Source organism: Streptomyces sp. NPDC005263 (assembly GCF_042872365.1).
Lineage (GTDB): Bacteria > Actinomycetota > Actinomycetes > Streptomycetales > Streptomycetaceae > Streptomyces.
Map to the genome: position 1 here is coordinate 1 of NZ_JBIAKJ010000002.1, position 15,522 is coordinate 15,522.

Sequence of the window (15,522 nt, forward strand, 5' to 3'; positions counted from 1 at the left end):
GGAATCGGTTTGTTGGGGGGTGGGCGGTGTTGACGCGACAACCGCTGCGGGCGGACACCCCCGACCCGTCCCCTTCTCGCCGTGCGCGGGTGCGGGCGCCTCCTCCGGCCCGTTCCCTTCGCGCCGTGCGCGGGTGCGGGCGCTTTCTCCGGCCCGTTCCCTTCGCGCCGTGCGCGGGTGCGGGCGCTTTCTCCGGCCCGTTCCCTTCGCGCCGTGCGCGGGTGCGGGCGCCTCCTCCGGCCCGTTCCCTTCGCGCCGTGCGCGGGTGCGGGCGCCTCCTCCGGCCCGTTCCCTTCTCGCCGTGCGCGGGGTTGCGCGTCGTGGTGTGCGCGGGGGTTGGGGGTAGCGCGTACGCCGGGGTGGGGTGGGGTGGGACGGGGTGGTGTTTGGGGGGAGGGGAGTGAGGGTGCGCCCCCTGTTTTGGGGGCTGGTGGGGGTGGGGGAGGGGTGGGGAGTGGTTTTTGGGGTGGTGGATTTTCCGGCCAAGGGTGCGGGGGTGGCCTGGGTTTTGAGTGTGGTCGTTTCTTGGTCACTCGTGTCACTGGTGTGACGTAAGGGGCTCGTGCGTCCGGGGTTTTTCGCGCTTGGGCGGGCTTTGATCGAACTGGCGGGCTAGGGGCGCTGGTATGAGCGAGGCGTTGAGGGGTGAGTTTCAGCCATTGATGTGGGCCCTGTGGGCCCTCGTTATTGACACGATGCCAACACAGGACCTCCTCGTGCGCTACATTCAACGCCTGATCACAATGTGATAAACGGGGCGCTCGAACCGGGTGGGGGCTTGGTTCGACCGGCGAGTGCTGAGGTCGAACGCGCGCCCGGAACTGTCCCGTGGGGGGATGTGCGTGCACGTGAAGAAGTGGCAGGAAGAAGCGCAACCGGAATGGCCCAAGGCCGCTCCAGGAGGTCGTGTCCAGGCCTTTCCGGAGGCCAGAGGGGCCGAGTTGCCGATGCTGGGCGAAAACGGAATCCCGAGTCAGAGTGACCGGTCCGCCTCGGTGGCGGGTGGGGCGAGAAGGCTCGGGCGGCGTGCCCGGGGTTTCCCGGGTGCGGGCCGGACCGACGGTGCCGATGTTCTCGGGTCGCCGGGAGGGTCCGTGGGCCGTACCGGGTCGGCGGGTCTGACGGCTGGTGTGCGGGACCCGTGGGGGGAGTCCGACGGGTCGGGTTCCAGCCACGAGATGCTGGGCGGGAATCGGCGCGAGGACGGGGACAACGCCCATGATCCGCACGAGGTGACGGTCCAACTCGACGGCATGGGTCGGCAGCTGGATGACCTGCTCGTGGGGCCCGGCGCCGCCGACGAACCGGGCGGTGCTCAGGACGGCTCCGACGGCCCCGTCTTCGTGGACGAGTCGGGTCGCCGCAGCCGTCTGTACCGTCGGATGGGCATCGCCGTCGGCTTCGCCTGCGCGGTGTACGCCGTCGTCATCGTCGTCACCCTGCTGTCCGGCAACTCCAACGCGCCCTGGCTGCCGGTACCGGGGCAGGACGAGGGAAAGCCCGCCGGCAAGGTCGGCAGCTCGACGCCGCCCACCGACTCGGCGACGCGCGCGAGCACCGACGGCAGCTCACCCGGCTCCACCACCCCGACGGTCGGTCAGGGCACCGCCACCGCTCCGACACCCGGCGCCACCGCGTCCGGTGCCAGCGCGAGCCCCGCCAAGCCGGGCACCTCGGCCGCCCCGAAGGCGAGCCCGACCAGCACCGCCAAGGGGCCGGGCACCGGCCCGACCGCGTCCACCCCGACGCCGACGGCGACCCCGTCGGCCACGGGTCCGGCCACCCCGACGCCGACCGGATCGGCGACCACGCCCACGCCCACACCGACCGTGACCACGGGCACCAGCGACAGTCCGGCCCCCGGCAGCGGCCCGGTGGCCGACGGTCCGAACGCCCCGACGCCCGTCGCCACGGAGTCGACCACCGCCCACCCGGCTCCGTCGTCGTCCACCGTCCCCGTCACCTGATGAACCGACCGCTCACGGCGCCCTCCACCGGACGGCGCCCGGGCTCCGCTCGCCCGCCGCACGAACGTTCGTCGTCCGGTGGCACCCCAGTCCCCGGTGTCCATCGCCCGATGGCATCCCCGTTCAGGGAGCACACCCTCTGATGCCATCCCGCACCCGACGGTCCGAACGCCCCGACGGCTCCCGGCGCCGCCGCCTGCCCATGCGTCTGCTGCTGCCGCTGCTCGTCCTCGTCGCGCTGATGGCGATGCTGATGCTGCGCGGCTACGTCCACAGCGAGATCCTCGCCGACCACCGTGTCCGTCCCGAGGCCGCCACCGACAAGGTGCCCGAGAAGATACTCGACGGGGGCCCGGTCATCGACACCCGCTCGGGCCGCACCACCAGCCTGAACGTGCCCGACCACCGCATGGTCCTCACCTTCGACGACGGCCCCGACCCGACCTGGACCCCCAAGGTCCTGGACGTGCTCGAGAAGCACCACGCGCACGCCGTCTTCTTCGTCACCGGCACCATGACCTCGCGCTATCCGGACCTGGTCAAACGCATGGTCGACGAGGGCCACGAGGTCGGCCTGCACACCTTCAACCACCCCGACCTCTCCTACCAGTCGGAGAAGCGCATCGACTGGGAGCTGTCCCAGACCCAGCTCGCGATCACCGGCGCCGCCGGTATCCGCACCTCGCTCTTCCGGCCGCCGTACTCCTCCTTCGCCGACGCCATGGACGACAGGTCCTGGCCGGTCACCGAGTACATCGGCAGCCGCGGCTACATCACCGTCGTCAACAACACCGACAGCGAGGACTGGCGCAAGCCGGGCGTCGCGCAGATCATCCGCAACGCCACGCCCAAGGGCGGCAAGGGCGCCGTCGTCCTGATGCACGACTCCGGCGGCGATCGCCACCAGACCGTGCAGGCACTCGACCGCTTCCTGCCCGACATGCAGGCCAAGGGCTACGAGTTCGACAACCTCACCGAGGCCCTCGACGCGCCCAGCGCACTCACCCCGGTCGCCGGCGTCGACCTGTGGAAGGGCAAGGCCTGGACCTTCCTCGTGCAGGCCTCGGACAACGTCACCGCCGTCCTGGTGGTCGGCCTCGCCGTCATCGGGTTCCTGGTCATCTCGCGCTTCGGCCTGATGTTCCTGCTCTCCGCCATCCACGTCCGACGGGTCCGCCGTCGCGGCTTCCGCTGGGGAGAGCCCGTCACCGAACCGGTGTCGGTGCTGGTCCCGGCGTACAACGAGGCCAAGTGCATCGAGAGCACCGTGCGTTCACTGATGCAGAGCGACCATCCGATCGAGGTCATCGTCATCGACGACGGGTCCAGCGACGGGACCGCCCGGATCGTGGAGGACCTCGCCCTGCCGGGCGTCCGCGTGGTCCGCCAGCTCAACGCGGGCAAGCCCGCCGCCCTCAACCGGGGCGTGGCGAACGCCCGGTACGACCTCGTCGTGATGATGGACGGCGACACCGTCTTCGAACCGTCCACGGTCCGCGAACTCGTGCAGCCCTTCGGGGACCGCCGGGTCGGCGCGGTCGCCGGCAACGCGAAGGTCGGCAACAAGGACACCCTCATCGGCGCCTGGCAGCACATCGAATACGTGATGGGCTTCAACCTGGACCGCCGGATGTACGACGTCCTGCGGTGCATGCCCACCATCCCGGGCGCCGTCGGAGCCTTCCGGCGCACGGCCCTGGAACGGGTCGGCGGCATGAGCGACGACACGCTCGCCGAGGACACCGACATCACCATGGCCATCCACCGCGACGGCTGGCGCGTCGTCTACGCCGAGAACGCCCGCGCCTGGACCGAGGCCCCGGAGTCCGTCCAGCAGCTGTGGTCCCAGCGCTACCGCTGGTCCTACGGCACCATGCAGGCGATCTGGAAACACCGCGGCGCCCTCTTCGACCGGGGCCCCTCGGGCCGTTTCGGCCGGGTCGGGCTGCCGCTGGTGTCCCTCTTCATGGTCCTGGCACCGCTGCTGGCCCCGCTGATCGACGTGTTCCTCATCTACGGCCTGGTCTTCGGCCCCACCGAGAAGACGATCGGGGCCTGGTTCGGCGTCCTCGCCATCCAGGCGGCCTGCGCCGTGTACTCCTTCGTCCTGGACCGCGAGCGGCTGACCCCGCTCATCTCACTGCCCCTGCAACAGATCCTCTACCGCCAGTTGATGTACGTCGTCCTGCTCCAGTCCTGGATCACCGCCCTCACCGGCGGCCGGCTGCGCTGGCAGAAGCTGCGGCGCATGGGCGGGGTGTCGGCGCCGCCGAACGCACCCGCGCAGAGCGCGAAGGTCGCGGAAAGGAGGCCGGTGGGATGAGTACCGCACCCACAGAGCCCGTCACGAAGGAACAGCCGGATCAGCCGGATCAGCCCGGTGGCGTGCCCGAGCGGCGGTCGGGTGCCGCTCCCGGGCGTGACCGCTACTTCGATCTGCTGCGGGCCATCGCTCTCGGCCGGGTCGTCTTCTACCACCTGTTCGGCTGGGCCTGGCTCCCGGTGGTGTTCCCGTCCATGGGCGTGATGTTCGCCCTGGCCGGCAACCTCATGGCCCGTTCCCTCGGCAGTCGCCCCGCGGCGCAGGTCGTCCGCGGCCGTATGCGCCGGCTGCTGCCGCCGCTGTGGCTGCTGGGCGCCATCGGGGTGTCCGGCATGCTACTCGGCGGCTGGGGGCCGGACTCCGAGGGCCATCCGGGCTGGTGGTGGATCCACCTCTCCTTCTGGATCCTGCCGCTGAGCGACCCGCCGTACGGCGAGGGACTGCCCGGCATCCACGGGCTGATCGGCAGCGAATGGGCCGAACAGCTGGCCGTACCGCTCTGGTACATCCGCGCCTACCTGTGGTTCGTCCTGCTGTCGCCGTTCCTGCTGAAGGCGCTGCGCGCGCTGCCCTCGGCGACGATCCTGTCGCCGATCGCCCTGTCCGCGGCTCTGGAGTTCGGCTGGGTCACCGTGCCCAGCTGGCGGCTCGACTCCAACCTCGTCGACTTCGGCGCGTTCGGCGCCTGCTGGCTCCTCGGCATGGCCCACCAGGAAGGCATCCTGCAACGCCTGCCCCGCTACGTCGTGCCCTCGCTCGCTCCCGTCGTCGGCTGCCTGGGCCTGTGGTACATGCTCACGCACGGCTTCCGACCGGACCACGACCTCGACGACATCCCCTTCGCCCAGTCCCTGTGGTCCTTCGCCACCGTGCTGCTGCTCCTGCACTTCAGCCCCTCCTGGTCCGAGTGGCCGCGCCCGCTGCGCCGCTGGGACCGGCTGGTCACCCTGTTCAACTCCCGGGCGGTGACCATCTACTTGTGGCACAACGTCTGCATCGTGGTCGCGGAGTCGCTGTGGGACCACCTGTGGAACGTTCCGCTGCTGGAGGAGCACACCCCCTGGCTGCTGGAGAGTTCCTGGCCCCTGCTGGTCGTCGTCTGGGCCCTCACCGCCTGCTGCGTTCTCGCCTTCGGCTGGATGGAGGACGTGGCGGCCAAGAGGCGGCCGAGGCTGTGGCCGGACGGGTCCGGGGGCGGCCCTAACGGCAGGCACCGCTGACGGGGTGACCTGTGCGAGCGGCCATGGCGGCGGACACCGCCGGCGTCGTGGCCTCCGCGGGCCGGGGCACATAACGTTCCGAGACCTCTCATCCCCACTGCACGCTCGGTGAGAGCAAAGTTCCCTTCCGGTCACCCAGTGCCACAGACCGGAAACGCGCCCTCCCTACCGTCGGGACTCAGCCACTCCCTCGAACCACCCGAGCCCCGGTAGACCGTGGAGGCGTCATGACAGCCCCTAGCACAGCCCCCGCACCCCCGAGCAGGGGCGGCCGCTGGATCCAGCAGTGGGATCCGGAGGACGAGACCTTCTGGAAGGAGACCGGAGAGAAGGTCGCCCGCCGCAACCTGCTCTTCTCCGTTCTCTCCGAGCACATCGGGTTCTCGATCTGGACCATGTGGTCCGTGCTGGTGCTCTTCATGGGCCCCGAGTACGGGCTCACCCCGGCGGACAAGTTCCTGCTGACGTCGATGGTGACGCTGGTCGGAGCCGTCGTGCGGGTGCCGTACACCTTCGCGGTCGCGATCTTCGGCGGGCGGAACTGGACGATCATCTCGGCCGCCCTCCTCCTCGTCCCGACGGTCGCCGCGTTCGCGGTGATGAAGCCGGGCACCTCCTTCAACACCTTCCTGCTGGTCGGCCTGCTGGCCGGTATCGGCGGCGGCAACTTCGCCTCCTCCATGACCAACATCAACGCCTTCTTCCCGCTCCGCAAGAAGGGCTGGGCCCTCGGCCTGAACGCGGGCGGCGGCAACATCGGCGTGCCGGTCATCCAGCTCGTCGCGCTCGCGATCATCGGTGCCAGCGGCGGTCCGCGGGTGCTGCTGGGGATCTACATCCCGCTGATCGTGGTCGCCGCGGTCCTCGCCTCGCTGTTCATGGACAACCTCGCGTCCGTGAAGAACGACACCGGCGCCGCCAAGGACGCGGCGAAGGACGGGCACACCTGGATCATGTCCTTCCTCTACGTCGGGACGTTCGGGTCGTTCATCGGATACAGCTTCGCCTTCGGCCAGGTCCTGCAGAACCAGTTCGGCCGCACCCCGCTGGAGGCCGCGTACGTCACCTTCATCGGCCCGCTGCTCGGCTCGCTGATCCGGCCCGTGGGCGGTTCGCTGGCCGACAAGTACGGCGGCGCGAAGATCACGCTGTACAACTACGTCGGGATGGGCGTGGCGACCGCGGTTCTCATCGCCGCCAGCATGCAGAAGTCGCTGACCCTGTTCACCTGCGCCTTCGTGGTGCTGTTCGTCCTCAGCGGCCTCGGCAACGGCTCGACGTACAAGATGATCCCCGGCATCTTCCAGACGAAGGCCCTGGCCAAGGGGCTGGAGGGTGAAGCGGCCGCCGCTTACGGGCGCCGTCTCTCCGGTGCCTCCATGGGTCTGATCGGCGCGGTCGGCGCGCTCGGCGGTGTGGGCATCAACCTCGCCTTCCGGCAGTCCTTCCTCTCCTACGGCTCCGGCACCGGCGCCTTCGTCGCCTTCCTCGCCTTCTACGGCGCCTGCTTCGTGGTCACCTGGGCCGTATACCTTCGCCGTCCGGTCCGTCAGGTCACGACGGCGGCGGCCACAGACACGAAGCCGCAGCTCAACTACGCGGAAGTGTGACGTAACACTGCTGACATCATGCCGAACCGAGCCTGTCACGCACCGTTGACAGGCTCGATCGGCGTGCGGTGCCGGCACTCATCCTTGGGTGCGGCACCTCATACCTGGGTGCCACCACCTCACGCAGGTGCCGACTCGAGTGCGGGACGAGAGTTAGACGAGAGTTGATGGACGACGAACAGCAGGTACCGGACCACGGCCCCCTCGCGGGCTTCACCGTGGGGGTGACCGCCGCGCGCCGGGCCGACGAGCTGGGCGCACTGCTCCAACGCCGTGGAGCGGCCGTCCTGCACGCCCCCACCCTGCGCATCGTGCCTCTTGCCGACGACAGTGAGCTGCTCACGGCGACCAAGGAGGTCATCGACCAGGCGCCGGACGTCGTGGTCGCCACCACCGCGATCGGCTTCCGCGGCTGGATCGAGGCCGCCGACGGCTGGGGCCTCGGCGAGGAGTTGCTGGCCCGGCTGCGGGGAGTGGAACTGCTGGCACGCGGTCCCAAGGTCAAGGGCGCGGTACGGGCCGCCGGTCTGACCGAGGAGTGGTCGCCGTCGTCCGAGTCCATGGCCGAGGTGCTCGACCGGCTCCTTGAGGAGGGCGTGGACGGCCGCCGGGTCGCCGTACAACTGCACGGTGAGCCGCTGCCGGGGTTCGTGGAGTCGCTGCGGGCCGCGGGAGCGGAGGTGCTCGGGGTGCCGGTCTACCGGTGGATGCCGCCGGAGGACATCGGGCCGGTGGACCGGCTGCTGGACGCCACCGTGTCCCGCGGCCTGGACGCGCTCACCTTCACCAGCGCGCCGGCCGCCGCCTCGCTGCTGTCCCGGGCCGAGGAACGCGGCCTGCTGCCCGAACTGCTCGGCGCGCTCAACCACGACGTCCTGCCGGCCTGTGTCGGCCCGGTCACCGCGCTGCCGCTGCAGGCCCGGGGCGTCGACACCGTCTCGCCGGAGCGGTTCCGGCTCGGTCCGCTCGTCCAACTGCTGTGCCAGGAACTGCCGGGGCGGGCGCGGACGTTGCCGATCGCCGGGCACCGGGTGGCGATCCGCGGCCACGCGGTGCTGGTGGACGGGGAACTGAAGCCGGTGCCGCCGGCCGGGATGTCCCTCTTGCGGGCCCTGGCCCGGCAGCCGGGATGGGTGGTGGCCCGCTCGGAACTGCTGCGGGCGTTGCCCGGTTCCGGTCGCGACGAGCATGCCGTGGAGACGGCGATGGCTCGCCTGCGGACCTCGCTGGGGGCGCCGAAGCTGATTCAGACGGTGGTGAAGCGGGGGTACCGGCTGGCGTTGGACCCGGCCGCCGACGCGAAGTACTCGGACGGGGAGTAGGCGCCTGCCGGCGAGGTGATCGTCGGCACGATGATCGTCGTCTGGGGGCTGCCGCCCCCGGGCCCCCGCTGTCGGCCTGGACGGCCTCGTCCTCAAACGCCGGACGGGCTGGAGTGGCGCGGGTCAGTGCTGGAGTAGGTAGCCGGCGAGTTCGTGACCGTCGTCAGGCGGCCGCCGCTCACCGCCGGTACGAGGGGTTCCGGCGGCGGGATCGGGCAGGCACTGTTAGAGGGCACGGGTCGGCACGCTTCCCCCAACCCCCTCGCTGGCATCTCACCCACCCCTTCCCACCGGGGGTGACCTAGGCGGTGACAGGCACATGGCACTGGGTACGGCCACGGACGCGTACGAGCTGCGGTTCGACGCCGGGCGGATCTGTCTGGACCTCCTCGCGACCACCCACCCCGTCGAACGCCTCGGCTCCGTCTCGGTGCTGCGCGCCTGGATCGCCGGATCGGGACTCGTCCCGGCGGGCACCCAGCTGGCGCACGCCGACGCCTCCTGGCTGGCCGGATTCCGTGAACTGCGGTCCCGTATCGGGCAGTTGGTGCCGGGCGGTCTGGCTCCCGAGGGGCGGCCCTACGACCTCGCGCTCGCCCACGTCAACGAGATCGCCCGTGCCGCGCCCCCGGCTCCCCGAGCCGTGCCCGGTCCGGACGGCGCGCTCGTGCGCGAGTTGGGGGGACCGCCCGCGTGCACGGCGCTGCTCGGGGCCGTCGCCCGGGACGTGGTGGAGCTGCTCACCGATCCGCTCGCGCGGGCGGGGCTCAGACAGTGCGAAGGGGACAACTGCCCCATCGTCTACCTCGACACCTCACGTGGCCGCAGGAGGCGTTGGTGCTCCAGTGAGGTCTGCGGGAACCGCGAAAGAGTCGCCAGGCATCGTCGCCGGGCGGCACTCACCCGCGCCTGAGCGGCGATGTGCCCCTTATGTGAAGCCACTGTCGAAGTGATTTCGATTACACATCGTTTACCCGAGGAACCTCACGGGCAGGCGCCGCGACCTTTTGCGTGTGGCGGAAATGTGAAGATCGAGCGGTTGGAATGTGTGGTCATGTCCGTCCTCGTCACGACACCCACAAGAAAACTGTCGCCCCACTTTGAACACCCGACTGGTCGCACCCGTACTCGTCGGTGAGCGACCGACTGGGGGAACCCCGGGACATCGGAGGTGGGCGTGCGCAAGGATTCTGTCGTGGCCAATGAACATGGATCGAGGGCCCGACATCGCATGTCCCAGCCCTCGGAACCTGATGAGGAGCTGATGCGTGCCCTCTACAGGGAGCACGCCGGACCTCTCCTTGCGTACGTCCTCCGCCTGGTTGCCGGCGACCGGCAAAGAGCCGAGGACGTCGTGCAGGAGACACTCATCCGTGCCTGGAAGAACGCCGGCCAGCTCAATCGAGCGACCGGATCGGTACGCCCCTGGCTGGTGACGGTCGCCCGGCGCATCGTCATCGACGGCCACCGCAGCCGGCAAGCCCGGCCGCAGGAGGTCGATCCGTCGCCGCTGGAGGTCATCCCCGCGGAGGACGAGATCGACAAGGCGCTGTGGCTGATGACGTTGTCCGATGCGCTCGACGACCTGACCCCGGCCCACCGGGAGGTACTCGTCGAGACGTACTTCAAGGGGCGTACGGTCAATGAAGCGGCCGAAACCCTGGGCATACCCAGTGGCACCGTTCGCTCAAGGGTTTTCTATGCCCTGCGGTCGATGAAGCTGGCACTGGAGGAGCGGGGGGTGACGGCGTGATGAGTGTGTACGGGGGATCACAGGGATTCGGTACGGGTGGTACGGGTATGTCTGGCCCCATGATGGGATCTCCGGGCCCGAACGAGCACGAAACCGTCGGTGCCTACGCCCTCGGCCTTCTCGACGACGCCGAGGCGACCGCGTTCGAGGCCCATCTCGCCTCCTGCGAATGGTGCGCCCAGCAACTCGACGAACTCGCCGGCATGGAACCGATGCTGGCCGCGCTCGCGGACCTGCCCGGCTCCGGCACACCCGGCATCGGTGACTCGTTGTCCGCCAAGCCCAGCCCACGGCTGGTGAACAACCTCGTCGACGAGGTGGCCGAGCGCCGCGCGCAGAAGCGCCGCAAGAGCTTCTACATGATCGCGGCCGCGGCCGCGCTGATCATCGGCGGCCCGCTGGTCGCGGTGGCCGCGAACGGCGGCGACGCGGGCGGCGGCACCGAGGCGACCCCCTTGGCGAGCTCGGCCAAGACCACCTTCGAGGCCATGAACGACAAGGTCACGGCCACCGACCCCTCGACGGACGTCAGTGCGACCATCGGCACGCAGAAGAAGGACTGGGGCTCCGAGGTCGTCCTCGAGCTCAAGAACGTCAAGGGCCCCATCAAGTGCTCGCTGATCGCCGTCGGCAAGAACGGCGAGCGCGAGACGATCTCCTCCTGGTCCGTCCCCGACTGGGGCTACGGCCTTCCGGACGGCAAGACCGACAAGGCCAAGAACCCGCTCTACATCGGCGGCGGAGCGGCCTTCACCCCGAACGAGACCGACCACTACGAGGTCATGACCTTCGACGGCAAGAAGCTCGTGCAGGTCGACGCGTGAATCGCTGAACCGGATACATAGCTTCCCCGGGCCCCCTTCGCGTACGGTTGACGGCTGCCCAGCACGTCAGAAGGGGGCCCGGTGGCCGCTCAGGCTCAGCAGGAAACCGCCGTTCGCGTCGCCGCACAGGACACGGTCCAGGAATCCGCACAGGACTCCGTGCGGAAGCGCGAGATCAGCGTCGAACAGGAACACCTGGACCGGGTGTACCAGCGCCTCGAGGAGAAGATCCACGAGGCCGAGTTCCTCATGAACGACGCGGCACAGCGCGGTCAGGTCGGCACCCCCGGCGCGCTCGCCGAGCGGGACGCACAGGTCTTCCGGGCCGGCATCCACCTCAACCGCCTCAACAACGAGTTCGAGGACTTCCTCTTCGGCCGTATCGACCTGCTCCGCGGCAAGGACGGCAAGAAGGGGCCCGACGGCGCCTACACCGCCGTCGAACCCGCCGACGGCGCGGTACGGGACGACAACACCGCCGACATCGCCGAGACCCTGCACATCGGCCGCATCGGTGTCCTCGACCAGGACTACGCCCCGCTGGTCATCGACTGGCGGGCGCCCGCCGCCGCCCCCTTCTACCGCTCCACCCCGGTCGACCCGGGACGGGTGGTGCGCCGCCGGGTGATCCGCTCCAAGGGCCGCAGGGTGCTCGGCGTCGAGGACGACCTGATGCGCCCCGAGCTGAGGGCCCACCTCGACGGACAAGAGCTGGCCGTCATCGGCGACGGCGCCCTGATGGCCGCCCTCGGCCAGGCCCGCACCCACTCCATGCGGGACATCGTCGCCTCCATCCAGGCCGAACAGGACCTGGTGATCCGCGCCCCGGCCGCCTCCGTGACGTACGTCGAGGGCGGCCCGGGCACCGGCAAGACGGCGGTCGCCCTGCACCGGGCCGCGTACCTGCTCTACCAGGACCGGCGCCGGTACGCGGGCGGCATCCTGATCGTCTCCCCGACCCCGCTGCTCGTGGCGTACACCGAGGGCGTCCTCCCGTCCCTCGGCGAGGAGGGCCAGGTCGCCATCCGCGCGATCGGCTCACTCGCCGACGACGCGGCCGGCGCCGAGGCCACCCTGTACGACTCCCCGGCCACCGCCCGCGCCAAGGGCTCGTACCGCATGCTGAAGGTGCTGCGGAAGGCCGCCCGGGGCGCGCTGGAACGGGAGGGCGGCGGCACGGGACCCGGCACCGGCAGAGGCAGAGGTGCCTCCGGCGCGCCCGCGTCCCAGCAGCTCACCTTCGGTGACGAGCCCGACGCGACCGACGAGAAGCCGCAGGCTCCCGCCGGTCCGCCCACCCGGCTGCGGGTGGTCGCCTTCGGGCGGCGGCTGGAGCTGGAGGCCCCGGAGCTGAACAGCATCCGGCAGAGCGCCCTCAGCGGCACCGCGCCCGTGAACCTGCTGCGCCCGCGCGCCCGCAAACTGCTCCTGGACGCCCTGTGGGCGCGGTCCGGCGCGGCCGGCCGGCACAATGACCCGGAGTTGGCCGCCGAGCTGCGCTCCTCCTTCGACGAGGACGTCAGCTCCGAGGACAGCTTCCTGGAGTTCCTGGAGTCCTGGTGGCCGGAGCTGACCCCGGCGGCCGTCCTGGACGCCATGGCCGACGAGCGCCGGCTCGGCCGCTGGGCCCGCCGGATCCTCAACCCCGGCGAGGTCCGCAGGGTCGCCCGGTCCCTGCGCCGGGACGGTCTGTCCGTGCACGACATCGCCATGCTGGACGAGCTCCAGGCCATCCTCGGCACCCCGGCCCGCCCGCGCCGCAAGCGGGAGGCGGACCCGCTCGACCAGCTCACCGGCCTCGACGAACTGATGCCGGTGCGCGAGGAGACCCAGCGCGAACGGGCCGAGCGGCTCGCCCAGGAGCGCACCGAGTACGCCCACGTCATCGTCGACGAGGCGCAGGACGTCACGCCGATGCAGTGGCGGATGATCGGCCGCCGCGGCCGGCACGCCACCTGGACGGTCGTCGGCGACCCCGCCCAGTCCTCGTGGTCCGACCCGGACGAGGCCGCCCAGGCCCGCGACGAGGCCCTCGGCACCCGCCCCCGCCGCCGCTTCGAGCTGACGGTGAACTACCGCAACCCGGCGGAGATCGCCGAACTGGCCGCCAGGGTGCTGGCGCTGGCCATGCCGGGCTCGCCGTCCCCGTCGGCGGTCCGCTCCACCGGCGTCCAGCCCCGCTTCGCGGTCGTGGGGGACTCGCTCAAGGAGACGGTCCGGGCCGAGGCCGCCCGGCTCCTCGACCTCGTCGACGGCACCGTCGGCGTCGTCGTCGCCATGAACCGCCGCGACGAGGCGCGACGCTGGCTCGCCGGACTGGGCGACCGGGTCGTGGCCCTCGGCAGCCTGGAGGCCAAGGGCCTGGAGTACGACGCGACGGTGGTCGTCTCCCCGGCGGAGATCGCGGACGAGTCACCGGCCGGCCTGCGGGTGCTGTACGTGGCCCTGACCCGGGCGACGCAGCAGCTCACGGTGGTGTCGGCGGAGCGGGACACGCCGGACGACGACGGCGTGCCGGACCTGCTGCGGGACTGATTGCTGTGAACTCCCCGGACGGGAATGGCGTTCGGGCATCCGTTTGTTAGCCTGAGTGTGGCACCGGCCCGATCCAAGCCCCCGGGCCCAACCTTCGTCGCTACGAGCGACCACTTGCCGCGAGGCGAGCATGGCGGGTCGGTGTCACTGAACGGATGAGAGGCCCACGCCACCACGTGACGTGGGCCTCTTTTCCGTGCTCCTCCACGACTTCGCTGCGACTTCCCTGCGAATTCCCTGCGGCTTCGGCGCGACTTCTCTGCGGCCCGGCGAACAAAAAGTTCGCAATCCCACCCGGCTAACGCCTACTCGGCGGTAGGTGCGACCATCGGACGGATCCAGCGTCACAGGTGAAAGCAGAGGAAGTCGGCCATGGCAACGGCGCCCAGCGTCTCCTACTCGATTACGGTCCGGCTCGAGGTGCCCGCGGGCGGCACGGCGGTCTCCCAGATCACCACGGCCGTAGAGTCCCACGGAGGCTCGGTGACCGGCCTCGACGTGACCGCCTCCGGTCACGAGAGCCTGCGGATCGACGTCACCATCGCGGCGTCCTCCACCGCGCACGCCGACGAGATCGTCGAGCAGCTGCGCGGCATCGAGGGTGTCACGCTCGGCAAGGTCTCGGACCGTACGTTCCTGATGCACCTCGGCGGCAAGATCGAGATGGCGTCCAAGCATCCGATCCGCAACCGTGACGACCTGTCGATGATCTACACGCCGGGCGTCGCCCGCGTCTGCATGGCCATCGCCGAGAACCCCGAGGACGCTCGCCGTCTGACCATCAAGCGCAACTCCGTTGCGGTCGTGACGGACGGCTCGGCCGTGCTGGGCCTCGGCAACATCGGCCCGAAGGCCGCCCTGCCGGTCATGGAGGGCAAGGCGGCCCTCTTCAAGCGGTTCGCCGGTATCGACGCCTGGCCGCTGTGCCTGGACACCCAGGACACCGACGCCATCGTCGAGATCGTCAAGGCGATCGCCCCGGGCTTCGCCGGCATCAACCTGGAGGACATCTCCGCCCCGCGCTGCTTCGAGATCGAGGCGCGGCTGCGGGAGGCCCTCGACATCCCCGTCTTCCACGACGACCAGCACGGCACCGCGATCGTCGTCCTCGCCTCGCTCACCAACGCGCTGCGGGTGACGGGCAAGGCCATCGAGAACATCCGGGTCGTCATGTCCGGGGCCGGCGCGGCCGGTACGGCCATCCTCAAACTGCTGATCGCGGCGGGCGTCAAGAACGCCGTCGTCGCCGACATCCACGGTGTCGTGCACGCCGGCCGCGAGGACCTGGTCGACGCCGCCACGGACTCGCCGCTGCGCTGGATCGCCGACAACACCAACCCCGAGAACCTCACCGGCACGCTGAAGGAGGCCGTCCGTGGCGCGGACGTCTTCATCGGCGTCTCCGCCCCGAACGTCCTCGACGGGGACGACGTGGCCGCCATGGCCGACGGTGCGATCGTGTTCGCGCTCGCGAACCCGGACCCCGAGGTCGATCCGGCGATCGCCCGCCAGACGGCGGCGGTCGTGGCCACCGGCCGCTCCGACTTCCCGAACCAGATCAACAACGTGCTGGTCTTCCCGGGCGTCTTCCGCGGTCTGCTCGACGCGCAGTCCCGCACGGTCAACACCGAGATGATGATCGCCGCCGCGAAGGCGCTGGCGGACGTGGTGACCGAGGACGAGCTGAACCCGAACTACATCATCCCCAGCGTGTTCAACGACAAGGTCGCGGGCGCGGTCGCCGGGGCGGTGCGGGACGCGGCGAAGGCCGCGGGCGCGTCAGCTCTCACGGCGTCGTAGGCGCCCGTGGGGGTGTACTCGCTGTGAGGATTGCCACGGCAAGCCTGACATCGGCGCGTCGGGGAACCCGGGGTCCATGGCCGACGTTTATCGTGTCGGCCAGGCTCAGGCCCTCTTCGGGTGACCCCCAAGGGTGTTCTCAGGACTCCTACGGGCGCCGGATTGGCT

At 70.4% G+C, this 15,522-nt stretch carries 10 protein-coding genes; all 10 read left to right on the forward strand.

What is annotated here, in order from left to right; genetic code table 11:
• The first annotated feature begins 1,094 nt into the window (after positions 1-1,094).
• Positions 1,095-1,967: a hypothetical protein gene (locus ACFYRY_RS07345; RefSeq protein WP_389141150.1), complete on the forward strand. Its 873-nt coding sequence runs from the start codon at positions 1,095-1,097 to the stop codon at positions 1,965-1,967.
• A gap of 142 nt (positions 1,968-2,109) precedes the next feature.
• Positions 2,110-4,290 carry a polysaccharide deacetylase family protein gene (locus ACFYRY_RS07350; protein ID WP_389141152.1) on the forward strand — a complete coding sequence of 727 codons (2,181 nt, stop codon included), beginning with the start codon at positions 2,110-2,112 and terminating at the stop codon, positions 4,288-4,290.
• Positions 4,287-5,510, forward strand: coding sequence for an acyltransferase (locus tag ACFYRY_RS07355; protein WP_389141154.1), 1,224 nt, complete (start codon positions 4,287-4,289; stop codon positions 5,508-5,510). The genes ACFYRY_RS07350 and ACFYRY_RS07355 overlap by 4 nt, the downstream gene beginning before the upstream one ends.
• Before the next feature lie 227 nt (positions 5,511-5,737).
• A complete protein-coding gene (locus ACFYRY_RS07360) occupies positions 5,738-7,120 on the forward strand; it encodes a nitrate/nitrite transporter (protein WP_389141156.1) in 1,383 nt (460 codons plus the stop codon).
• A gap of 167 nt (positions 7,121-7,287) precedes the next feature.
• The gene (locus tag ACFYRY_RS07365; RefSeq protein ID WP_389141158.1) at positions 7,288-8,442 is read left to right on the forward strand and encodes a uroporphyrinogen-III synthase; all 1,155 of its coding nucleotides are present in this window, start codon (positions 7,288-7,290) and stop codon (positions 8,440-8,442) included.
• Positions 8,443-8,761: 319 nt separating this feature from the next.
• Entirely contained in the window at positions 8,762-9,355 is a 594-nt protein-coding gene (locus tag ACFYRY_RS07370) for a CGNR zinc finger domain-containing protein (RefSeq protein WP_389141160.1), read from the forward strand.
• A 318-nt stretch (positions 9,356-9,673) separates the two neighbouring features.
• A complete protein-coding gene (locus ACFYRY_RS07375) occupies positions 9,674-10,195 on the forward strand; it encodes a sigma-70 family RNA polymerase sigma factor (RefSeq protein WP_010039908.1) in 522 nt (173 codons plus the stop codon).
• The gene (locus tag ACFYRY_RS07380; RefSeq protein WP_389141162.1) at positions 10,195-11,019 is read left to right on the forward strand and encodes a zf-HC2 domain-containing protein; all 825 of its coding nucleotides are present in this window, start codon (positions 10,195-10,197) and stop codon (positions 11,017-11,019) included. The genes ACFYRY_RS07375 and ACFYRY_RS07380 overlap by 1 nt, the downstream gene beginning before the upstream one ends.
• An 81-nt stretch (positions 11,020-11,100) precedes the next feature.
• The gene (locus ACFYRY_RS07385) at positions 11,101-13,554 is read left to right on the forward strand and encodes a HelD family protein (protein WP_389141164.1); all 2,454 of its coding nucleotides are present in this window, start codon (positions 11,101-11,103) and stop codon (positions 13,552-13,554) included.
• Positions 13,555-13,926: 372 nt separating this feature from the next.
• On the forward strand, positions 13,927-15,354 hold the full coding sequence (locus ACFYRY_RS07390) for an NAD-dependent malic enzyme (protein ID WP_389141166.1): 1,428 nt from the start codon (positions 13,927-13,929) through the stop codon (positions 15,352-15,354).
• The last annotated feature ends 168 nt before the right edge of the window (positions 15,355-15,522 follow it).